The 22,593-nt window shown below is 67.0% G+C and carries 12 protein-coding genes; 1 reads left to right on the forward strand and 11 read right to left on the reverse strand.

All coding sequences use genetic code 11. The features are described from left to right. Positions 1 to 395 precede the first annotated feature (395 nt). Positions 396 to 938, forward strand: coding sequence for an NUDIX domain-containing protein (locus tag ACTIR_RS25430; protein WP_233345892.1), 543 nt, complete (start codon positions 396 to 398; stop codon positions 936 to 938). Positions 939 to 1,072: 134 nt separating this feature from the next. Here ACTIR_RS25430 and ACTIR_RS0111495 read toward each other — a convergent pair whose 3' ends face one another. The 11 genes from ACTIR_RS0111495 to ACTIR_RS24820 all read right to left on the reverse strand — a co-directional run bounded on the left by ACTIR_RS0111495 (position 1,073) and on the right by ACTIR_RS24820 (position 22,580). After that, positions 1,073 to 1,549 carry an Imm1 family immunity protein gene (locus ACTIR_RS0111495; RefSeq protein ID WP_026454401.1) on the reverse strand — a complete coding sequence of 159 codons (477 nt, stop codon included), beginning with the start codon at positions 1,547 to 1,549 and terminating at the stop codon, positions 1,073 to 1,075. Then, positions 1,546 to 2,298 carry a DddA-like double-stranded DNA deaminase toxin gene (locus ACTIR_RS25905; protein ID WP_154663725.1) on the reverse strand — a complete coding sequence of 251 codons (753 nt, stop codon included), beginning with the start codon at positions 2,296 to 2,298 and terminating at the stop codon, positions 1,546 to 1,548. Before ACTIR_RS25905 ends, ACTIR_RS0111495 begins: the two co-directional genes overlap by 4 nt. Positions 2,299 to 2,304: 6 nt before the next feature. Then, positions 2,305 to 2,556, reverse strand: a complete 252-nt coding sequence (locus tag ACTIR_RS0111505) for a hypothetical protein (RefSeq protein WP_026454403.1) — start codon at positions 2,554 to 2,556, stop codon at positions 2,305 to 2,307. Positions 2,557 to 2,699: 143 nt separating this feature from the next. Beyond that, positions 2,700 to 3,485 (reverse strand): hypothetical protein, encoded by a 786-nt coding sequence (locus tag ACTIR_RS0111510; protein ID WP_026454404.1) that lies wholly within the window; start codon positions 3,483 to 3,485, stop codon positions 2,700 to 2,702. Positions 3,486 to 3,743: 258 nt separating this feature from the next. Then, the gene (locus ACTIR_RS0111515) at positions 3,744 to 5,849 is read right to left on the reverse strand and encodes a DEAD/DEAH box helicase (RefSeq protein WP_034239494.1); all 2,106 of its coding nucleotides are present in this window, start codon (positions 5,847 to 5,849) and stop codon (positions 3,744 to 3,746) included. Continuing rightward, positions 5,842 to 7,146 carry a BREX system ATP-binding protein BrxD gene (gene brxD, locus ACTIR_RS0111520; RefSeq protein ID WP_026454406.1) on the reverse strand — a complete coding sequence of 435 codons (1,305 nt, stop codon included), beginning with the start codon at positions 7,144 to 7,146 and terminating at the stop codon, positions 5,842 to 5,844. Before brxD ends, ACTIR_RS0111515 begins: the two co-directional genes overlap by 8 nt. Then, positions 7,143 to 9,956, reverse strand: coding sequence for a BREX-2 system phosphatase PglZ (gene pglZ, locus ACTIR_RS0111525; RefSeq protein ID WP_026454407.1), 2,814 nt, complete (start codon positions 9,954 to 9,956; stop codon positions 7,143 to 7,145). The genes brxD and pglZ overlap by 4 nt, the downstream gene beginning before the upstream one ends. After that, a complete protein-coding gene (locus ACTIR_RS0111530) occupies positions 9,953 to 13,723 on the reverse strand; it encodes a DUF6079 family protein (RefSeq protein WP_026454408.1) in 3,771 nt (1,256 codons plus the stop codon). The genes pglZ and ACTIR_RS0111530 overlap by 4 nt, the downstream gene beginning before the upstream one ends. Then, complete coding sequence (pglX, locus tag ACTIR_RS0111535) at positions 13,720 to 17,301, reverse strand: BREX-2 system adenine-specific DNA-methyltransferase PglX (protein WP_034239498.1); 3,582 nt, start codon at positions 17,299 to 17,301, stop codon at positions 13,720 to 13,722. The genes ACTIR_RS0111530 and pglX overlap by 4 nt, the downstream gene beginning before the upstream one ends. Positions 17,302 to 17,350: 49 nt before the next feature. After that, positions 17,351 to 21,676 carry a BREX system serine/threonine kinase PglW gene (gene pglW / locus ACTIR_RS22890; RefSeq protein WP_065388572.1) on the reverse strand — a complete coding sequence of 1,442 codons (4,326 nt, stop codon included), beginning with the start codon at positions 21,674 to 21,676 and terminating at the stop codon, positions 17,351 to 17,353. A gap of 205 nt (positions 21,677 to 21,881) precedes the next feature. Further along, positions 21,882 to 22,580, reverse strand: a complete 699-nt coding sequence (locus ACTIR_RS24820) for a hypothetical protein (RefSeq protein WP_052583841.1) — start codon at positions 22,578 to 22,580, stop codon at positions 21,882 to 21,884. Positions 22,581 to 22,593 lie beyond the last annotated feature (13 nt).

Below are 22,593 nucleotides of genomic sequence, written 5' to 3' on the forward strand. Positions count from 1 at the left end.
AACTGGTCGGGTCCGGGCAGTTCGGCAGCGTCCTGCGCCGAGCTCGGTGCGGGAACCACTCGCAGTGGTATTTCGGATGATGCTGGCACCAACAATCGTCTACGCCTCCGACCGCGAGACGACGCCAACGACGAAGTAGACCTGGTCTGGGCGATGGCGAGCTCACCTACCGCACACTGGGTCGGAGTGCGCCGCGTCCGCGGCCGGTGGGTCACCGTGGGCGATCCTGACCACGGCGTGGACACGGTGAACACCTAACGCCCACTCCCTACCCGAAAGACACCGTCATGACCGTGATCGACATCTTTACCGACGGTTACGACCACCTCGGAACCGCGGACAAGCACGAGGCCCACCGGTAGGGCCTATGGCACCGCACGTTCTCCGCACTCGGACTGAACCCGGCCCGTCGCACCGTCTACCTACAGAAGAAGACCCCCGGCCGGTACGTATTCGACCGCCTCGACTACGCCGACATCACCGTCGGCGGCCACTACCACGCCGGCGAAGACATCCCCGCCGGGGTCCGCGAGGTCCATGAAGAACTCGGCCTTCACGTCGACTACGCTGACCTGCACCCCCTCGGGATACGCCAAACGGCGATCACCCTCGCCCCGGAGTACCTCGAACGGGAGTTCCAGCATTGGCACCTGCTCCCCTTCGATGCGGACCTTGAGGACATCCCTTTCGCCGACGCCGAAGTCGCCGGACTCGTCGAACTCACTCTCGACGACGCGATCCGGCTCGCCGACGCCGAAACCACCACCACACCCGCCCGCTACGCCACCCGCACCGACGGCGGCCTCCGCTACTCGGACGGCCACCTGTCCCGCCACGAGCTGATCCCCAACTATCTGTCCCTCGACCAGCTCTACCTGCGCCTGTTCACCGCCGCAGACCGCTTCTGCTCGGGACAACGACGTCACCTGTTTTGGTAGCAGGAAGGACTGTCATGCGCACCGCCCTCGTGCTCGGCACTCGCCCGAAGCGACCGCTTCTCGCTGTCACACGATGTTGTCAGCGCTTCGAGCATCTGGTGTCGCCAGCTGATCGACCGGCTACCGGGGAACACTTAGCTCAGCACCGAAGCGTCGCCTGACTGCCAAGTGATGTTCAAGGGCCGGCTGCCGGTTTCGAGGAACTCGGTCAGAGCTTCCGCGATGGTCTCCGCCGGGATTTCGCAGTACGGCGGGAACTCGTCGGTCTCGTAGAGAACCGGTTGTTCGGGGCCGTCACCATGGCTGTAGAGATGGACCGGCTCGGTGCCAAGTCCGTCGTCGCCACGATACGAGAGCGCACCGCGCTCGCCGTGAATACCTGCGATGACCGAGTGATCCGGCATCGTGAGGTAGTGACCAGGGCGTTCGTCATCGGGGATCGCCGTGTCGACACGAGGGCGAGTGGTGTGGGTTAGGATCGCATCGCTCACCGTCTCCGCAGCGAGCGTCGCCACGAACGCGCGGACCTCGTCGCCGGTCGTCAGCTCGGCGACCTTCTCGACCGGCGGTTGGCCGGGTTCGTGGAGCCAGTACTGCACTTGGAGCGTCACGATGTGCGCTTCCCTTCGTATCGGTACGGAGGCCCTGTCGGACCGTAGATGATGAGTGTGGCATCGGGCGGCAGGAAGTGCCTCAAGAACCGGTGACAGCTGACGTTGGTCACCGGGTCGATGCCGCACGGGTCCTTGCCGATCACGATCGTGCGCGTCTCACCAGTGCTCATGGTGGAGGCTTCCTTGACCTCGATGTGACGCGCGATGTCCGGCACGAAACCACCGCGTGCGAGACCGAGCGTGGTGGCCCGTTCCACTGCCGCGGTGTAGGCGGGGTCCGTCTGGCCTGACGCCAGCCGCGTGCCGCTGGACAGTTCCGTGTCGCCGCCCTCTTGTGTGCTCAGTCGCCAACCACGAAGCGGTTTGCCGTAGGGCCACGGGTGGTCGAGCTTGGTGCGGTACCCCGACACGCGCTTCGCGAGGTCGCTTGCACGCTCCGGTGGGGCTGCTGAACCGGTTCTCGGGGAGGGTGGCTCCGGTGCCGCTTCACCATGTTCGGCGAGCCATTCACCGGTGCTCGCTTGGGCAGACTCGAGTAATTGCTCCGCGCGTTTAAGCCTGAGCGAGACAGCTCGCAGCGTCGCTTGTGCGGTGACCAGGTCTTGGCTCGCTGTCCCCTTCGTGAGCTCTTCGAGCGCGGGTATCAACCTGTCGACAAGCCGTGCATGTGCCTCTTGCAACGCGCCTGATGGCAAGCGCTCCAACACACTGCGTATGCGCGCGACGACCTCTCCCAGCGTGGTCATGGCGACCTAAAGCTCACGCATGTACGAGGCGATCCCGACCTGGACTTCTTCGAGACCAGCTGCCGCCTTCTCCAGCTCGTCCAGCGCGGTGCGCACCGCGGCAGGTGCCGCCTCGGCAGCGGAATGCTCGCTCCCGCGCCACGCCTCCACCATGTCGGCCAACGCGGCCTCCATACTCCCGCATGCTCCGCTGATCTCTTCCGTCGGCAAGAGCTCGATGAGGTCCGTCAACCCGGCTCGCAATTCAGCAACTGACATGCCAACAGAGTGCAAGCCACCACCGACAGGAATGATGAGGACACGCTCGGCCGCTGTGGCTCTATCGGTTGCGGACGAGGCATTCGCTGGTGTCATGCAGCGTGCGTCGTACGACTGTCCTGCGGGCCCGCGGGATAGGTCGGTCAGCCGGTCATGGGCGGTCGCTCGTCGACTCCAGGTACCCGGGTGATGTCGACCGACCGCAACACCCGTCGGCGCACCTCGTTGTCGACGGCCGGGCGCACCTGCGGCTGCAGGACGATCTCGGTGGGTACAAGGTTCCAGATCGCGAACGGATTCCATCCGGGCAGAGCGTCGAGCAGCAACAATGTGGCCACATCCGTGGTTCCGCGTTGGGTGAACTCCCCGGCCATCCACACAGCCACATACCACCGGGCCGGACAGCATCCGGTCGTGGTGAACAGCCGCTCGGCCACCGCGAACTGGTGGCGGTTGTGCGCGGCGCTGTACAGCCGCTCGCGCTCGTCCGCGGTCAGTTCCTGCGGGGGACGGTCAGCCAGCTCCTGGTCCCGGCGTTTGAACGGCAGTGCGGCCTGCCCCCAGTAGTGGCCGGGGAGTAGTTCAAACGGGGCGCGGCGCGATCGTTCCGCGATCATCCACGCGAGATGCCTACCGAAGACCGTCCCGACGGGCACACGCGCCGACACGGCGGTGAGGGTCGGCACCGGATCCTCACCACGCCACTCCGCCGGAGCCAGGAGCGCAGCGGTGAAGGGGAGGCGACACTGGTACAGCGTGGTCGGCCGGTCGGCGAAGTCGACCAGGATCCACTCGGCGAGCTGCTGGGCCTCCGTAAAGCGGTCATGCCACCACAACAGCTCGATCGCCGCGGCCGCCGCAGGCCACACCTCATCAGCAGGTCTGTCCCGGCGCTGCGCGACCGTCAGGAGGCTTGTCAACTCAGTCACGACCTGTGGCTTCCTTTCGCCCCGGCCAATAACTCGCCACCCCGGTCAGAGATCCCTTGCAGCCCTTCGCGTCGGTTGAGGTCCGCGTTGGCTTTGCCGACGACTCCCGTCCACGGACGAGGAAACACGCTCGCTTCAACCCACAGCGCTGGCCGTTGTCTACCGCGGCTCGATGTGACCAGCACGAACTGCCTGGCTCCTCCAGTGAACGGTGGCCCTCGCCGCGGCGGACGAGCGCACGCCAGCGCGGAACCGCCCTTACCCGCGCAGGATTCGCCGGGGTTCTGTGATGACGTGCCGGGCGTGTGGCTGGTCGCCGAGTCGGGTAGCCAGCGTGTCCGCGGCGAGCTCGGGCGGCAGGGCTGCGGAGAACTTGAGTCCGCTGACGGCTCCGGCGTTCACCGTGGGGTTCCGTATGGTTGGCTCGTTCAGCGCGGCGCTGATGGCGCTGCTGGTCAGGTCGGGAAGCAGGCGCAGTGAGCGGTCGTTGATGCGTTGGCGTGGATCGATGATTTCCGGGAGTGAGGCGTGCAGGGTCCGGTTGACCGCGCTGCCTGCCCATGTCCACCATCGCAGTTCTCCGCTGTCGGTCTCGCGCAGCAGCAACCTCTCCGGGTCGACGTGGTCGGCGTGGGTGTCGCGGAGATCGTCGAGGGTCTTCTTCGCTCGGTGGGTCAGCGTTACCCCGTCCGGGTCTGTTCCGAGCAGCACCGTGCGCATGCCGCGGGTCACGGCGAAGGACAGTCCCCCGCCACCGCTGCTCCACTTCGCGCGCCCGGACAGCTCACTGGGTTCGACCCAGCAGCGGCGTCGCGCCCAGTCAATGTGGTTGACCTGCCATGCGCGCCCCGCCAACAGCAACACGCGGGGCCCGTCGGTTTCCTCCACCAAGAGCTCGTCGCCGATGGTGCCCACTTCCTCGCGTCCGTGCAGCACGGTGAACTCGGGTGGGGCGCTGAACACCGCGGTGAGGTCGGAGAAGTAGCGGCGTCCGAATCTGCGTTCCGCTTCCGGGCCGAGGAACAGGAAGTCCCCGTCGGTCTCGAAGTAGCCCTCGGCGCGGAGAAAGTTTACGATCTCTGCGGCGTGGTCGTCGAACAGTGGGAGTCCACCCCACCATTCAGGCCAGGTTTGCATGCCGAGGCGGTGTTCCTGCAGGCACAGCGCCAGCAGCTGTTGAGCGGCGATGTGCCGCGGGGACGGTGGCGGGGTGATGGGTTCGACCCACCCCGCTGCCCAGCGTTCCAACAGTCCCGCGGCCTGCAGCAGAGATTCCTCCTCCAGGCACAGGAACAGGCAGTTGCGGTGTGTGCCGGCGCGTCGGCCGGTGCGGCCGAGGCGTTGCAGGAACGACGCCACGGTGCCGGGAGAGTCGAGCTGGATCACTCGGTCCAGGTCACCGACGTCAACGCCGAGTTCGAGGGTGGAGGTCGCCACGATCACGGTGCCGCTGGATTCCGCGAAGGCCGTTTCCGAGCGTCGCCGTTCGGCGGCAGACAGCGAGGAGTGTGACAGGAAGGTGGTCACCCCGAGCGCGCGCAGCGCCGCTCCCAGCTCTTCGGCGCGGCGCCTGCTGTCGACGAATACCAGCCGTTTCTCCCCGTCGTGCAGCGAGGCGATGACCTTCGCAGCGTTGGGCACGCTGCCGACGTAGTCGAGGGTGATCTCGGTGTCGGGTGCCGCTGGGGCCGCGGCCGGCTGCACCACGTGCCGCGGCCGGGACTGCTCGGTGCCTTGTAGCCAGCTGATCAGTTCGTGGGGGTTGCCGACGGTCGCTGACAGTCCGATGCGCTCCAGTGGGCGGCCGACGATTCGGGACAGCCGTTCGCACAGGGCCAGTAGGTGCCAGCCGCGGTCGTCCCCGGCGAAGGCGTGTACCTCGTCGACCACCACGGCCCGCAGTCCGTCGAACAGCACGCGCGGGTCCACCTTGGTCGACACCAGCATGGCCTCGACGGACTCGGGTGTGGTCAGCAGGATGTCGGGGCGGTCCCGCAGCACACGGGCGCGTGCGGACTGGCCGATGTCGCCGTGCCACAGTGCCACGGATCGGCCCAGCCAGGCCGCGTAGGACGACAGGCGGGGGTGCAGGTTGTTCAGTAGGGCGCGCAGCGGGCAGAGGTAGAGCACGGAGGTGCCCTGCCAGTTCTCGTCGGCCATGCGGGTGAGCAGTGGCAAGGCGGCCGCTTCGGTCTTGCCGCCGGCGGTGGGGGCCAGCAGCAGGCAGTCGGCGCCGGACAGCACTGGCTGCACCGCTTCGGCCTGCAGTGGGCGCAGCCCGGGCCACCGCAGTGTGTTGGCCAGGTGGTGTTGCACCACCGGGTGGAGGGCGCTGACGGGGTCGAACGCGGTGTGCTCAGACATCGAGTTCGATGTCGTCGGCTGAGCGGGTGTGGGCGGCTTCGCGTTCGGCGTCGTTGAGTTCCGCGGGAGAGATGGTGATCTCGTAGTCGCTGCGCGGGTCGAAGTCGGGGTGCAGTTCGATGGTGTCGAGCACGTCGACCAGTTTGCGCAGGAACAGCCGGGGTGCGGTGCCGACACGCCCGCCGAGTCCGCCGGCCACCGAGGAGGCGAAGTCGCGCAGGAACGTGTCGTCGGCGGTGCGCAACACCCGTTCGGCGTCGTCCAGGGTGGAGGTGAACAGTTCCCGCACGCGGGTGCCGAGTTCGACGAGTTTGTCCAGGTCGAATCCGGTCAGCCGCAGTTGTGGGGCGCGGGGATTGTCGAACCGGGGGTGGCGGGAGAAGTCGGCGTGCAGCCGGTCGGCCAGCGGGGGCAGCAACTGGATGCCCTGGCGTCCTTCGAAGAACGCGGGCGTTCCGGTGATCAGCAGGTACAGTCCTGGGAAGTGGCCGTTGTGGATCTCGTCGATGAGCTGTCGCAGGGCGTTGAGCGCTTTGGCGCGCGCGTCGCTGCGGACTCGTTGCAGTGTTTCGACTTCGTCGAGCACCAGCAGCAGTCCCGGATGGCCGGCGTCGCGCAGGATGGCCAGGAGTCCTTTGAGGAAGCCCAGTGCCAGGAAGTGGTCGAGGTCGCCCTTGATTCCGGCGGTGCGTTTGACACTCGCGGCGACGTGCGGTTGGCCACCGAGCCAGGCCACCAGCCCGTCGGCGGCGTCATGGTCGCCGGCTTCCGCGAGGCGCCGGTAGGCGCGGATGGCCATCGGGAACACCGGGGCTCGGGCGGCGACGTCGGACAGTCGCTGCTCCAGCAGTGTTTCCACGGCTGCGTCGGATACCTCGCCGTCGTCTCCGGCGGCGTCGGATTCCACGGTGAACAGCCAGGAGTCCAGGATGGGGCGTAGCGCGCTGGGCGGCACGGTGTCGGTGCGCAGCGACTCGATGGTGCGCCGGTAGACCGTTTCGAGCCGGTGCAGCGGTGTGTCGATCTCGTTGATCTGCACCTCGGCGGCCGCGAAGCCCTTCTTCAGGGCCCGTTCCGCCAGCCAACGCGAGAAGAACGTCTTGCCTGCGCCGTATTCGCCGCGCACCGCCTTGAAGACCGCACCGCCTCCGGCGACGGCGGTCAGTTCGGCGTCCAGTTCGCGCTCGAAGGCTTCCAGTCCGACGGCCAACTGGTCGAATCCGTTGGTCGGGACGGTGCCGCGGCGCAGCGCGTCGAGCACCTCCCGCCGCCTCCGCGGGGAGATCGCCGCGCTCATGTGCGGACCCCGAACTGTTCGCGCAACATCGCCTCGTCGAGTATGACGTCGCCGGATTCCTGCTCGTAGCTCAGCACCACGTAGCCCTCGACGTCGAGCACCCGTTTGATCAGCGGCAGCGCACCGCGGAGCCGGTTCGCGGCGATGCCCAGTTCCTCGGCGGCCTGTTGGGCGGAGATCCGCCGGTTCGGGTTGCTCAGCAGCGCGGTGAGCAGGGTGGTGATCTTCTCGTCGGACACGGGCACCCGCCCGGCGATGGCGCGCTGTTGGGTGAAGGTCTTCGAGCTGGTCACGGCCTTGGCGAGCTTGGCCGCGGCGGCTTCGGCCGCGGAACTCGCCGGTGTGGGCTGTGCCGGTTCGGCCTCGGCCGGGGTGTCGAGCTCGAAGAGTCCCTGGCCCATCACGGTCTGATCGCGTTCCGCAGCAGGAGGTTTCGGCGCTTGCTGCGGGGCGGTGCCGGTGGCGGTGCTGCTCGGTTCTTCGGCCGGGGCCGGATGCCACCAGGCGGGTTCGGTGGCGCCGATGACGGTCAGGTCCGCGTTGCCCGGCACGTCACCGGCGTGCAACACCAGCAGGGGCGTCACCACTTCGGCCGGGGATCCCCCACCGTGGTAGCCGGCGTTGAGCGGTCCGTAGCGCACGCGTTCGTTGACCGCGAGCACCGCGGTTCCGTCGCCGGTGAGCACTCTGGGGCTGCGGACGTGCACTTCCTCATCGGTGACCGGGTCGCCGGTGGCACGGGCCCGCGAGCCGTAGGTGGCGTCGTGTTTGCGCAGCTGGCCGTCGCGGCGTTCGATGACATGGCCGTGGTCGGAGGTGATCACGACGGTGCGGCCGGCACGGCGGGCGGCTTCCAGCAACGGGGCGAGGTGCCGGATGGTGTACAGGGTCCAGTCGGTGCCGCCGGGGTCGGTGTGGTGCAGCGTGTCGTCGACGGTGTTGAGTACCGCGGCCACCAGGTGCCGGTTGTGTGTGTCGGCGATGGCGGTTTGGATGTCTGGGGCGAGAGCTTGGCCAGGCGGAGCCGTGTCGAGTTGCTTCTTGTGGAACAGCGGCACCTCGACCTGCCCAGCGACCTCCGCGGGCGCGCCGAGTTGCTGTTTCATCAGCTCGGCAAAACCGCGCCGCTCGGCGTCTTCGGAGCCTTTCCCCAACTGTCCGGACAGCAGCGAGTAGCGGCTGAACTCGGTGAGGGTCGGCAGCACGGCCAGCGCCCCGGCCCGGCCGCGGTGTCCCGGCGCGGCGTATTCGGCCCACCCGGTGCGGGAGGCGTCGCTGACCAGGTCGTTCGCGATCGCGACGCTGAGCCCGTCGAGCACCAGCAGCAGCACCGGCTGCTGTCGGGCCAGGGGGATCACAACCTCGGGCAGTACCTGCTCCACACCGAGGTGGTCGGGGTCGTCGTCGGCGGCGAGCGCGGCACCGAACGCGTGATCGTGCCGGTCGCGACGCAGCCGCACCAGCTCCAGCACCGAGCCCAACACCCCGGCCAGGGCGGGCTCGGCCGAACCGCGCATCACGTCGTTGACGGCCGCGTCCACCCAGGAGTCGGCGGTGACGTGCCGCTCGACGAGGGCGGAGAGCCCGCCCGGTGTGGTCACGTCCCGGGCGAGCCATCGCACGAGGCGGACGGCGGCGGCGAAGGCGCGCACGGTGTCGTCCGTGCCGGCCAGGTGGTGTTCGGTGACCCGCTTCCACGTCGTTTCCACCTCGGCCAACTCGGCGGTGACCAGTGGCTTGTCGAGTGCGGTGGCGTGCTTGCCGGTGCCGGCCACCTCATCACGGTGCGGCAGGATGGTGCGGATCTGCCCAGCCAGGTCGGTAAGCCGGGCGTGCAGCCCTGCCGGCAGCACGTCGGAAGTGGTCGCGAGTTCGCTGATGTCGAGTTCGCCCAGTCGTCGCGTGGCCGTGTCCAGCACGCGCCGCTTCGTCTCCGGGGGCAGCATCTGGGTGGTCATCCCGAATGCTTCGTCGTGCCAGGCGTTGAGGACGTCCGGGTGCAGCCGGCCGAGTCGGTAGGTTCCTTCGAAGTGCCCCACGGCGCGGGCTGCGGCGGGGTCGTCACCCGTGAGGAGACCGGCGATCAGGCCCAGCGGCACGAGGTCGGAGGGGCGTCCCTGCCGCAGCAGCGTCGCCACCGGCCCGGTCACCAGGCCGCACCGGCCGGCCAGCCAGTCGATCATCGAGTCGGTCAGCGGGTCACCGACGGTGGCCCGCAACTCGGCCAGCGCCGAGGGGGCGGAGGGCTGCAGGCTCCATTCCAGCACGGCGGTGATGTCGATCTCGACGCCGTGTTCGACGAGCTGGAGCTGGGCCCGCACCACGGACTCGAGAGCGTGGTCGCGGGTGAGTACCCCGCCGGGCGCGGGTGGCCAGCCGTCCTGGGGCATCGCCGCGAGCAGCCCGGCCGCCACCATGCGGTGCTCGGCGTGCTGGTAGAGCGCGGGGTCGAGGTTGGCGGCGGCGAACCGTTGCTGCACGGCCTGCCAGGGGTCGGGGGTGCGGAGCCGGTTCCACACCAGATGGCTCAGCGCGCCCCCTCCGAGGTCGGCGGCGTCGCAGGGGGTCAGCACCACCAGCCACCCCTCGCCGCCGCGTTCGCGCAACGCTTCCCACACCGCGAGGGTGGACGGGCAGACAGCCACCCGTACCGGTTGTCCGGCGTGGGTGAATAGTTCGGGGCCTTCCCACTTCGCGTCGGCCTGCACACCGAGCACGCCGCCCTCATAGCCTTTGGCCCGGGCCTCGTCCAGCAGGGCGCGCACCACGGGTTGGCTGGCGTGGGTGCGTCTCTCGGTCGTCGCCGTCACTCTACCCACCATTGCACGTGCACGCGGCCGTTGCGGTGCTTGGCCAACAGTCGCTTCAGTTCGCTTTCGACGGTGGACACATCACGGTTCGAGGTCAGGATGACCTGGTCGTGGACGGTTGCGGGGGGCGGCTGCTCGCTACCCTCATCCTCGTCCTTCCCTGTGCCGGTATGCCCGGACGGGGTCTCAGGACCAGGGGTCGGATCCGGTTTGGGGGTGGCATACCTACCGAGCCACTCGAACGTCTCGTCCTCGGCCCGGCTCAGCGCCGCGGGCAGCTCCGCGGCTTGTTCGTTCTTGAAGAGCACCTCGCGGAGGCGGCGCAGAATGTCCCGGGCTTCCTTCGCGCGTTCGTCACCACCGGTCTCGGCCGTCAGCACCGGGTTGAGCCGTTCCCACTGGAACCTGTGCAGTGCGTCACTGACGCGGCGGGCCTCGGCCAGCGAGGACGCCACCACCTGTGGTGAGGCGCTGAAACGCGCCCGGGCGGTACTTTCGATCAACCGCACCCGGTCGGAAGTGCCGGAGACGTCGGTGACGAACCGGGCGGACTCCTCAGCAGTGGTCAGCCGGTCGTCGGTGGCTCGCTCCAGACTGAGCCGCCGGTAGGCCTTGGTCAACTCGGTGACGAGGGACTCCGCCGCGGTAGCACAGTCACCGGCCGCCTGGCGCACCTTCTCGCTGAACTCGCCGACGTTGCCACCGGTCAGGTAGGGGTTCACGGCGATAGCGAACAGATGCCCGGCCTTGTCCAGGGCCGCCTTCCAGTCGTCCTGCGTGGGGAGCGGCTCCGGCCGCAGCTCGTGGTGGTCCTTGAGTTTCCCCAACGCCGGCATCTTGATCGCGGTGTTGGCCTCATACCAGGCTCGTTTGCGCAGCAGGGCCCACGCGCTGATCACGAGGTCGCACACGTCGGTGCGCAATCCCCACCGCGGTTCGAGATCGTCCACGCAACGGCGCAGCTGCTGCACCGTGACCGGCGCGTGCGCCTCGAACCCGGCTTTGGCGATCCCCCGGTCGAGCGACGTGGCCCAGAAGTCGAAGGTGTCGTCACCGAACAGGTAGTGGGTCTCGGTGGCCTTGCCCAGCTTCAGCGGACCGGTGATCCGGCGCAACGTCTGCCGGTCGGCCGGATTCACCGGCACCCGCCCGTCGGGATCGGTGGCGGCCTGCTCCACGTAGGAGCGCACTGTTTCGAGCTGTTTGGTGGTGATCTCGACGTTCGACGGTTCAAAGTCCGGATGCGCGGGGTAGCTGGCGCGGTACGCCTGGTCAATGAGATTGTCAAAGGCTGTGCCCAGGTCCGTTCCCACCGGCTCGGCCGGGTCGAACTCGCGGTTGAGCGAGAACAACACTCGGTTGTGTCCGGCTTCCTGCACGAGGTTGCCCGGCTCGGCAGCCGCCGCGCCGTAGGCTTGTTGCAACACCCGCGTGATCCGGTTCTTCAGGCTCGTGTACTGATTTTCCAGGATGATGCGGGCCTGGGCGCGGTCGTTCTCGGACAGGTGGTCGGCGTTGTTCTGCCAACGCTCGCCCGGGCCGGTGAACAGCCAGTGCAGCTTGACGAGGCGAACGAGGTCGCGCTGTACCTCGTCGGTGAGGAAGTACGGCAACCACACCACGGTGCTGGCATACTTGCCGGCCTGCAGCATCCGTTCGACCCGTTCGATGTCTTCCGCGGCCGAGCGGCCTTCCTCGTCGAACGGATAGTCGATGACGAAACGCCAGGTCCCGGGACGTTCCCGGAAGTGTTCATCGGACAGCCAGGCAGTGTCGCGGACGTTGCCGAAGACCACGTCGACTTCGCGGCGGGATCCCTTCCAGGTCACCGTGCGGGTGGCAGCCGCCCCGAGGTCGCTGCGGTTCAGATCCACCCCGAGTTCCTCGTGCACGATCTCTTTGACGAGCTGGCGACGACGGCCGGGATTGTCCTCGCTCTTGACCCGCTCCACGATCGACTCGTAGTTGACCTCGGCCAGCTGAACCCGGATGACCGGGTTGGTGGCATCCCCGGAGGTCTGAATCTCGGGGACTTCCTTCTGCCAGGTGTTGATCGCCGCCATCACCACCCGGGCCTCGTTGCCGGGCAACGGAGAGAGGATCGAGCCGTGGTTCAGCGAGGCCAGTCGGGAGGCGGTGAGTTCCTTGAGCGCGGGAACTCCGGGGGCGACCGCCGACAACAGCAGCGTCTTGGCCAGCCGTTCCTGGCTGCGGAAACCCTGTGGCACCGACGTCGGATCCTCGTCGAGCCGCTGCTGGGTGATCTTGTGCTCGCGTAGCAGCAGCGGTTTGAGCTTGTCCTCATACAGTCTGGTCGCAGCGCCGAACAGGTTCGCCACGTGGGTGTCCAGGGCCTGTTTGCCATTGACGATGTAGTCGAAGGCATCGCCGACGGGGATGACGTCGTCCACGGTGAGCACGTCACGGCGGTCCACCAGCATCTGCTGCATGACCTTGAGCGCGGTGCGTTCGCGCTGCATCACGCTGGCCAGTGACCGCAGTGTGGACACCAGTGCCGGGGAGAACGGGTAGGTCAGCCGGAACTCGGCCTCCGAGGCACCCCGGTGCTGCTCACTGGTGTTGACCCCGTCCAGCAGCACATCCCAGACCTCAGGGCGGCGGTCCAGCCCGTTGAAGGCGTCGTGGAGCTCATCCGCAGCCCGCTCGTCGACGGGCCGCAGCAGCCGCTGGTGCGCCACCTGCGGCAGGTTGTCGTCGCCGAGCTCGATGGTGCTGAACCGACCGTCCTGGTGGCGGAACGCCCGGTCGAGAGCTTCCTGCTCCGAACCGGAGGCTCCCGCGTCGGCGAACCACTTGCGCAGATCCATCTGGCGGGAGACGAACGAGACGATCGGAGCCTCCCGCACGGCGGCAGAGGACTCGACCAGCTTGGTGATCTTCTGGGTTTCCTTGCGGAAGAACTCGGTGTCCCGCACGGAGAACGCCAGCCAGAGCACCAACTCGTCGAGGAACAGCACGACCCCGTCATAGCCGAGCGCCTTCGCGTGTCGCGAGATCGCCGACAGCCCGGTGTCGAGATCGACGTAGGTGGCGTGCTGGGTGTAGGCGCGGAAGTAGCTCTGCGTCAGCGCGGTGACCAGTTTCTGCCGCTGCTCAGTGTCGGGCCCAGCGGCGCGGGCCGCCTCGTAGGATTCGGTGTTCCACTCGCCCTCCCCCAGCAGCGCCGACCACGCATCACCGGAACCACCGGACTCGCCCCCGTTGAGCCCAGCAAAGAACGCCTCATCCCCGAGTTGACTTCGATACCCCTCCGCGTCGGCGAGCAGCTCGTCGCTGGTGTGCACCGCAGGAATGGGTGCATCGGGGTGCAGCGCGCCGATCTGGCCGAGGTAGCCGCCGAGAATCGCCTCCTCCAGCGAGTTGGCCCCGAGCAAGTGGTAGGTCAACCTCAGGACGTTCTTGTCCCGCAGCACCGCGTCGTGGCGGGCGATGACCGGCTGCAGTTCGGTCACCTCGCGGGCGGCGGGTTCGTGGCCCAGCAGGGCGTGCAGTACGGCCATGAAGTGGCTCTTGCCGGATCCGAACGAGCCGGTTAGGAACGCGCCCTTGCTCTGCTGCTGGTTCAGCGCATCGGAGACCAGGCCCAACGCGGAGTCGAAGTTCGCGGCCAGCGAGTCGGTGACGACGTAGTTCGCCAAGGTCTGGCGGATGTGCGAGGCTTCGGTGCTCTCGGCGAGCCGGAGCACGTAGTCCTCGCTGCCGGCGCGTTCCGGGATACCGATGACATCGCGGAGCAGCGTGCTCATGCTGTCTCCCCCTGAGTGGTCTGCGCCTGCTTGGTGGCCTTCTTCTTGCGCCCGCGGACCGGAGCCTCGGGCCGCCAGGCCGCGAGCTCGTCAAGGGTCTTGCCGGCGCGCTGCCTGCGGGATTCGAGTTCTTCGTCGACGATGGCAGCCAGACTGACACCGTAGGTCGGGTCGATATCGCTGTGCCACTGCCGCACCCATGGCTGCAGCTCGGCCAACCCGGCAATCAGCGGCACCATGCCCTCATCGGACCAGCCTTCCTGCTCCCGCTCGTTCATGATCGTGGCCAAGGCCAAGGCCTGTTGGGCGTAATCCCAGCCCGCCCATCCGAGCAGCGGCGTCGCATCGGTCTCCCGGCCCGCCTCCGGGTAAAGGATGAATCGTTCCTTGGGCACGTCGAGCTTGCCCCGATGCTGCCAATAGTGCGGTTTGGCGAAGTCAACCGAGGTGTACTTGGGCGGCACCGGGATCGGCTTGTCCAGCTTCTCCCCGGCATCCTCCTTGCGCTGCAACCGCCAGGTCCCCTCCCAATCCGCGCGCTTACGCAGGCCGGACTCCTTGTAACGGTAAGCAGCCAGGAACGGCACAGACTGGTCCGCCAACAGTTGCTGCAGGCTGGTGGCCATCGGCACGTCGGGGCTACCTACCCACAGCTCCAGCACGCCGGTGAACTCCTGGTCGCGCCCGAGCGAGTCGGCCAGTTGCACCACGCTCTGTGGACGCGGCCGACCCTGCCGGTCGAACCACAGGGAGCGCTCCTCCAGCTTGTCTAACAGCCAGTCCTTTAATGCTGCCTGGACCCGCTTGTCCCATGAGTCAATTAGCCAACGACGCTTATGCTCAGGCCTTTCCAATAGCCGGATGTTGCGGTCGCCTGCAATCACGTCGAGCCGGCGCTGCACGAGCTTGCGATAGTCCTCCGGCCAGTGCTCGGGAATCTCGGTGATCGGGGTGGAACCGTGCCGATCGAACCAGGCGGTTTCCTCGCCGTCGCGCATCGCCCGGGCCAGCACAATCTCAAAAGCCCGCTCGCCCAACGCCAGACCGGGAAGCTCACCGAAGTAGGTCAGGTCCTCATTGAGGAGCCCGTAGAGCCGATAGACCTCCCAGTCCAACTCCTCTTGCACGGTGATCATACGCGCCCTGATCCGCTCGTGCTCGGCATACGCGGCATCCAGCGCTTCGCGGGTCGGTGCGCCGACCTCGGCTACTGCCTGCGGTGTGTACCGGGTGAGCTCCTGAGCCAGCTCGTCAATCCGGCGAGCGCGGTCGAGCGGACATTCTTCAGGGAGCGGAAAGTTCTTGAGCGTCGTTCCGTTGAACTGATAGAAATCCTCCCATGGGGCAAGCGTTGTGCGCGCTCCCGCCGTATCGGTTGTACTTCCCTTGTTAAAGCAGTTTTGCCGCATCCAAAAGCAAGCCACCGATGAATTCAGCACACCCACGAGCTCTAAGTGCTGATCCTCCGTCGCCCCTTCCGGCAGTTTAATAACCGGAGCAGTCTGCTTGAACACCTTCCCGCCACGATCCAACACAAAGTGATTATGCGTAGCCACTTCTGCAAACGTAATCAGAAGCCCAACTAAAGATAGTTCTTTATGCAGGTGGCCATACTCAGACCAATGCTGACCCCGCTTGTCTTTATTTTTTCCGAACCAAAGATAGTTCCTAACGACTGTTCTACTTCGCCATAAAACGGGCTCATCGTCAGCACGCTCGTCTACTGAAACCTTCCCCTTGGAGATAATATAGGGCCAATACCTCCGATATCCAGAAACAGAATAATCGCGCACGAGATCGCCATCGACTGAAAGGCGACTCGGAGCGTCGATCCAGCGAGGAAGAACATAAGCTTCTTCCTCGCCTAGCACAGCATAAACTCCAATCAAGGACGACCTTCCCAATGACGTTGCTGCCCCCGCTTCAAGCTGGGCTACGAGCTCAACAGCACCACCCCCAGACAAGCTCCACGGGTGCTGGCCGAGCATGCCACGATCCAAGTCTGTAACAGTAATCCATTCGTTCTCGAAGTCTGGCTCAGCAACATGGTCAACGATGCTGCTCCACACGATTCCCTTGGCCGCAACTTCGGGACGACCGGGCTCACCACGGACGCCGAGCACAGCGCGCACGGTCTCGTCGATCTTGCCCTGGTTCCGCCCCACCAGGATCACAGTGGGTGTTCCATGGCCGGGAATGTAAGCACCTGACGTGTCAATGACCGCACGCAAATCCTTGTATTTTAAAAACTTCTCGATCAGCGGTGCACCGAACTCACGCTTCATGAATGAGTTCGAGGTGATCTGGCCAACCCACCCCGGGCGACTGCCCCCATGAGCAAGCCCGAAGAATAACTCCATGAACGGTACCGTAAGCGCGTACTTGCCCTTGCAGTAGTTATACTGCGCACGGTAAACCGCATTCAACGCCTTGTCTTTGGCGGTAATGTAGGGCGGATTGCCCACCACCACATCGTGTTCACGCTGCAGGATCGCTTTCAGCAGGCTGACGTCTTCCAGCGAGTAGGAGAAAACCTCCTGGTCGACGTTGAGTAGGTCGTTCTCGAGGGCCTGCTCGCGAGCTCCGAAGATCAGTGCATCCCCTGCAGCGATCTTCAACTGGAAGTCCGGCACGTTCTCCAGGGAGAGTTCCCCGATTGCTTGCAGCGCTGCGATGACGAGCCGGAAGCGGGCGATGGCCACGGCGAAGGGGTTGACATCCACGCCGTGCACCCCATCGAGGGCCTTCTGCACCAGCGCGCGGGAGTCCATATTGGGGGCGTGCTTACTCCAGCGGTCCAGCAGCCGGTGGAAGGCCCCCAGCAGGAAGTGCCCGGAGCCGCAGGTGGGGTCGATGACGCTGAAGCCCTCCAGCGGCCGCTCCTTGATCGCGGGCTCAAAGGTCTGGTCGAGGATGAACTCCTCGACGAACTCCGGGGTTTGCAACAGCGCGTAGGTCTTCTGCGCGAACTCGGAGAGGTCCTGGTAGAGGTCGCCGAGGAACCGGGTGTCCAGGTCGGGGTTGTTCTCGGGGCCGAAGGTGCGCAGCAGCTCGCCCTTGGAGTCCTGTTCCCACCAGAACTCCAGTAGTTTCCGCGCCGCGTCACCGGAAGGTGCGACCTGGTGCAGCGGCGAGTAGTCGTCCACCAGTCCGGCGGTGGCGCCAAACTTCCGGAAGTGCTCCACAATCCGGCTCAGCCAGTCCCGGTCGTTGTGTGCCGGGTTGGTCTGAAAGTAGGCGCGGCGGGCGTCCAGGGCTTCCTGCCTGCGCTGCTTCGACAGTCCGGCAATCCAGACGACCGAGACGAGCTCGTTGTCCTCGCAGAACCGGGCGAACACGGTCAGCAGCACCCAGGCCACGGCGGCCTGAGTGACCCGCTCGTCCCGCCACTCCTGCCAGGAAGCCGCCGTGCGCTCGGCCTTCAGCGCGGCTTCGTGCTCGGCGTGCCAGCGTTCGGCGATACCCTCCTGCCGGGCGAACTCCTCGGAGCCGTCCACCCGCGCGCGCAAGTCCTTCTCCAGTTGCGTGACCTGCTTGCGCAGCTCGCCGGTCAGCCTGGTCACCTTAACCACAGCCACACCCTCCTCGTTAGAAAGACTTGGTCCGCACGCCCGTCTTCGTGCAAGGTCACCGCGCAAACCGCGATCGTCCGCCCGCGCCGGCCTCGGCAATGTTCGAGCTAGTGCCGTCCGCTTCGGCGTTGTCCGTCTCGGCATCAGCCTCGGCTTCCTTCGTGGCGAGCCAGTCGGCATCCAGCTCCACGAACTGCCCGTTCGAACCGAGTTGCACCGGCTTGCTGTCCACCAGGGCACCACGCATCCACGACAACTGCGGCAGCACCACCCAGACCGCGCGTGAGCGCCGCGCGGCCAGGTCACTCCAGCGGGCGACCATCTTCAACTGCCCGTAGCGCGCCAACGGTGAGAGCTCGGTCAGGATCAGTGGCCCTGCAGCCACACGGTCTTCAGCGAATACCTCGGCGTCGAGCCGCTCACTAATTGTCGGCAACGCCTTGCTCAACAGCGCCTGCAAGCCCTGCGCATCTCGGCTGCCCTCCTGAGCAGCATCCGCACCGCGCACCAGGTCCCACGGCAACCCGGCCTCTTCGGCCACTGCTCTCATCTCGTCGACGAGCATGCCCGTGACGTCCAGCACCTTGCCCCCGTGCCGCCGCGCCAGCACACGAGCGGCACGGTCGACCTCGGTCGAGCGGCGCACCGCCACTCCCAACGCGAGGAATGAGCGCGCCGAGATACTCTCGGCCAGCGTCGCCCCCAGATAGTCGCCACGGCTCAGTGTTGCCTCGGTCGGCGCTGGCACGTTTGTGGACTCCCGCGACGGCAAGCCCGTGGTTGTCCGCGCGGCCCGAGGGGAACGGTAGACACCCTCGTCGAAGCGCAGGCCCACGCCGGAACGCTCCACCACCGCATCCAGCTCCGGACGGTCCGGGAGCGCTTCGAGCTGCGGGAACCGGGCCCGCACCCGCGCGGCCAGCTCGGCCGGAGACAACTCGACAGTCTCGGCCAGCCCCGCTAGGGCCAGCTGCACCGCCGTGGCCGCAGGCAGGTCGGTCGCGTGTAGTTCCCCCCGCGCAGACAGCGCCGCACCTCGGGAGGTCTGTGCCGCCAGCCGCACCAGCCGCAGGTCGGTGATCGCGGGCGGGCCGGCGTCGGCGTCGCTCGAGCCGGTGGCGAAGGCGCGGGTGAACGGGGTGCGGATCTCCCGCGCGGCCCGCTGCTGACTGACCAGGTAGTCTCCGGAGGTGATGGCCTGCGCGACGAGCTCGTCGGCTCGCCGGGCCGCGGCTTCGGCAGCATCCAGTAGAACCGGTTCCTTGGCCAGTAGCGCCAGCCTGCCGCTGTGCCGTCGCTTGGCGAGTGGCTCGGCGGTCTCGGCGATCTCATGTTCGTTGTAGCGGTCCAGCGCCAGCCGCAACAGCCCGGCCGCCGCCCGCTCGCCCTGCTCGGTCGACTCCTGCGGCAGCTCCGGTAAGGCGGCGAGGATCTCGCTGGTCAAGGTCTGCACGGTGGCGACCCCACCCAGCGAGTTCAGCGTGCGGCTGAGCAGGCCCACCAGCTGGTCCAGCAGGGTGCGCGGGGCGTCCTGCTTGGACCAGGTGTCCTGCAGTTCCTTGATGAGCTGATGACCGCGCGGGGCGGACTTGCCGACCGCCTTGGCCACTTCCTGCTGCGCGGCGAACGGGTCGAGCCCCTCCTCCAGTCCGAGGATCAGGCAGGCCGCCTTCTCCCGGCTGGCGGCCCGCCGCGGGTGGTTCACCGATGTCGCCAGCATCTCGGCGGCGGCGATCGGGTCGGCCAGGCTGGTCGGCTCGTCGCGGCGTTTGCCGGACAGTTGCCGGCCGAACTGCTTGCGCCAGGCGCGGGCGCGTTTGCGGATCTCCTCGGTGGTGGATTTCGTTTCCTTGGCCAAAAGCCGATTGAGCTGCACCGAATCCAGCGAAAGCAGATCGGCGACCGTGCCCACGCTGGCCGGTTCCAACGCGGAAATCGCGCGTGCGGACAGGCCCGCCTCGGCCAGGGTGGTTTCCAGGGTGGCCGCGGCGACCTTGTCCTCGGTGTCATCGGCGTGCCGACCGAGCTTGCGGAAGATAACTGCCCAGTCGCGGCGCATGTCCTCGGCTGTATCCGGCCGCAGGGCGACATCGCGGGACAGCGCCCTGCGGAAGAACGCCTCCAGTTCCTCACGCACCGCCGCATCGAAAGCCGCCCCGTCGACCGTGACGTCCTCAGACACGCTCGCCGGGTTCGCTTCCGGGTCGGACCCGTACTGCGGCAGCTTGCCCGCTGCCATCTCGTAAAGCACCACGGCCGCGCCGTACAGTTCGGCGGCGCTGTCATAGCTGGTGCGATCGCCCTCGCCGAGGAACGGGTCCAGGTACGGCGGGGTGCCCGCGGTCAGCGCGCGGGACTCGGTGCCGGCCATCGAAAAGTCGAACAGCACCAGCCGGGTCTCGGTCTTGCCGACCTTACGGACACCGAGATTGGACGGCTTGATGTCGCGGTGCGTGATCCCGACGCGGTCCAGCGCCACCAACGCATCCAGCAGGTCGGTTCCCCAGCGTTCCAGCAGGTCCAGTGACAGCCTGCCGCGCTTGGTGGCCAGCTCATCGGCCAGGGTCGAATCGCCCGCGTGTTGCAGCACCAGTGCGGCGCGGTTGCCGATGCTGGTCAGGTAGTTCAGTTGGGCGATGCGCTCGTGGTTGAGCTTGCCGAGCACCTTCGCCTCGGCTTCCAGGCGCTCGGCTGCGGCGTCGTCCTTGGCGACCTTGAGCACCCGTAACGCGTCGCCGGCGGTGGCGTCGCGGACCAGGATGCCCACCGCTGTCGAGCCGGAACCGAGCTTGCGCACGTACTCGAACTTCCCCGCCAGTTCCGTGCCGGGCCCGGCCTCCAGCGGATCCTCCTCGACCGGCGTCGAGGTGGTCAGCGCGGCCGCAGCCTGTTCGAGCTGCTCCAGGAACGCCGTTACCGTCGGGGTCCGTTCGGAGGGGCGTGGGTCGGTGGCGCGCAGCACCAGAGTGCGCAAGGTGGAGGGGATTTGCGGCAACTCGGCCGACAGGTCCAGCCCGGAGTCCCGGCGGAGCCGCTCGACCAGGCTGCCCCGGTCCTGGGCGGGCAGGCCCTGGTTGGTCAACACGTAGAAGGCCAGCATACCCAGCGCAAACACGTCCAGGCGGATCCGGTCAGCATCGGCCGACCAGCGGCCCTCCGGGGCCTCGAAGAGTTGTTCTTCGTCGGTGAGCTCCGGGCCCAGCGGGCTCACCGACAGTTCCATGTCCGGGACGGCGGTGTGGCTGGAGTTCGTCTGGCCCGCCGCGGAGGTGCGGCCTACCGCGTCCCAGTTGGCCACCACGATCGCGAGGTCGCCGTCGCTGCGCTGCCGCAGCGACACTGCCGAAGGGGTGAGTCCGCGGTGCACCACCCGGTGCCGGTGGGCGTAGTGGAGCGCTTCGGAGACCTGGCGGATGAGGTCGAGCTGCTGATCGAGCGTCAGGCTCACACCGTGTTCGGCCAGCCACAGGTCCAGCCGGGCCAGGCGCTGGTCGTCCTCATAGACCAGGCCCACGCCCAGCTCGTCCTTGATGATGTCGCGTGGGGTGAGCAGGCTGTCGTGCCGCAGGCGGGACAGCAACCGGTGTTCATGCTCGATCCGGCGTTCCAGTTGGCGCTGCTCGGCGGAGCTGCTGCCCGGCTTGGGCATATAGAACCGGATGCGGTACCGGTCGGTGGTGGCCACCCGGTGGAAGGCAGGCCAGTCCTGCCAACCGTCCCCATCGCCGAGGGGCTGGTCGTCAATCACCCACGACCCGACCTCACGCTGGCGACGCTGCACTAGGCCGATCTGCTGCATCAGCGCGGCCAGGATCCCCGAGTTCTTCGCCGAGATGGGCTTGTGCTTGGCCGGGGCCAGCAGCAGCTCGGAGATCGGTGCCAGGCCCGAACTCGCCTCGTGACCGTCCAGCCCGTACAACCCCTGGCGGGAATGAGCCGGGAGGTCGCAACGCAGGTTCGGGTGGTGCAGGAACACCGCCTCCTGCACGAACGGAACGTAGTCGCGCACATCGACGTGGTACTCGCCGCGCTCCCGTAGGTACTCCTGCAACCGGGTCTTGAGCAGGCTCGCGAAGTACTGGGCTTTACGGCGGGCCAGCTTCAGCGGCGAGTCCTCGGCACGGTGACCGTCGCGTAACCAACGGTGGTCGTCTCCACGCAGCTGGCCGTTGTAGTACTTCAGTTCGACCAGGTGCAGCGTGTCACGACCGAGTACCAGCAGGTCGACCTCGTGCCAGCGGCCGTGGGTGTCCCGGAACTCGAAGTTCGACCAGGCGCGGAAGGGCTCCACGTCTGGCAGCAACTCCTGGACCAGGCGCAACCCCTCGGCTTCGTGGGTGAACTGTGACGGGCTCACCTGGACCCAGCGACCGGACTGCACTCACGCTCCCTTCGAACTCTCCGCGAGTGCCTACGATGCCACGTCACTTTACAAGTGTCCGCCACGCCCAACGGCAGATGAGCGCAAGTCGTTACCAGTGGTACGAGCGTCACGGTACGCCAATGACATGGGACCAGGGGAACACACTGGGTCACCAACTCCATAGGGGGAACGGCTGGTTCCCGCCTCTCCTTCGCTGACGTGGTCAACATAGATGTGTGCGTACCGTGTCGAGAATCTGCGCGGCGATGTTCTCACCGAAGCCTTCAGGGTGCTCTGGGCTGGTGAAGCGTTCGTTGGTGATCCGCACCAGCTCCGTCTCGTCGTGCCCGTTGGCGACGCTGCTGCACTGGTTGAGGCCCCGGTCGATGGCCTTCTCGTCCTTGCCGTGGACGATGTTCGGGTCAATCACCTCAAGGTCGGCGATATAGGCGGCAGCGGTGTCCTCGTCAGGATCGGGTGGGAGTCCGGCTTCGGCGCGGATGCTGGAACGTTCGGCAGGGCTGAGCGGTGGCTCATCGGGGCAGCTGGCGTTGTCGACCGTGTCGAACTCGGTTTGCCCGTCGCGGAGTCCGGTGACAAGCTCGGCGTCACCGCCGAGGGCGTAGCGCCCGTTGGCGAGTCGGTTGTCCGCCGAACCGGTGCCGCCAGTGGTGCAGTTAATCCGTACGTAGTAGCCAGCTTCATCGTCGAGACCAGCGACCACATCGTCGAACACCGCTCGAAGATCCTCGTCGCTTCCGACCTCGATGGTGATGGTTCTCTGCTGGCCGCTGGTGTCCTGGCTGGTGACGGTGTAGTCGGGTGCCTGACCTCCGACCAGGTGGCCCAGGAGGACCATGAGCACGAGAAGTCCGGCGAGGCTTCCCCCGATCGTGAGGGTGATGCGCGCGGTCCTGGTCATAGCGGGCACCCCG

The organism is Saccharomonospora iraqiensis subsp. iraqiensis (assembly GCF_000430445.1).
In the GTDB taxonomy this organism is placed as follows: domain Bacteria; phylum Actinomycetota; class Actinomycetes; order Mycobacteriales; family Pseudonocardiaceae; genus Saccharomonospora; species Saccharomonospora iraqiensis.

Coding starts and splice junctions, on each gene's coding strand:
- ACTIR_RS25905 (WP_154663725.1), bottom strand. CDS start 2,298: ATGACCACGCTGGGAGAGGTCGTCGCGCGCATACGCAGTGTGTTGGAG.
- ACTIR_RS0111530 (WP_026454408.1), bottom strand. CDS start 13,723: ATGAGCACGCTGCTCCGCGATGTCATCGGTATCCCGGAACGCGCCGGC.
- ACTIR_RS0111505 (WP_026454403.1), bottom strand. CDS start 2,556: ATGTCAGTTGCTGAATTGCGAGCCGGGTTGACGGACCTCATCGAGCTC.
- brxD (WP_026454406.1), bottom strand. CDS start 7,146: ATGAGCGCGGCGATCTCCCCGCGGAGGCGGCGGGAGGTGCTCGACGCG.
- ACTIR_RS0111515 (WP_034239494.1), bottom strand. CDS start 5,849: ATGTCTGAGCACACCGCGTTCGACCCCGTCAGCGCCCTCCACCCGGTG.
- ACTIR_RS24820 (WP_052583841.1), bottom strand. CDS start 22,580: ATGACCAGGACCGCGCGCATCACCCTCACGATCGGGGGAAGCCTCGCC.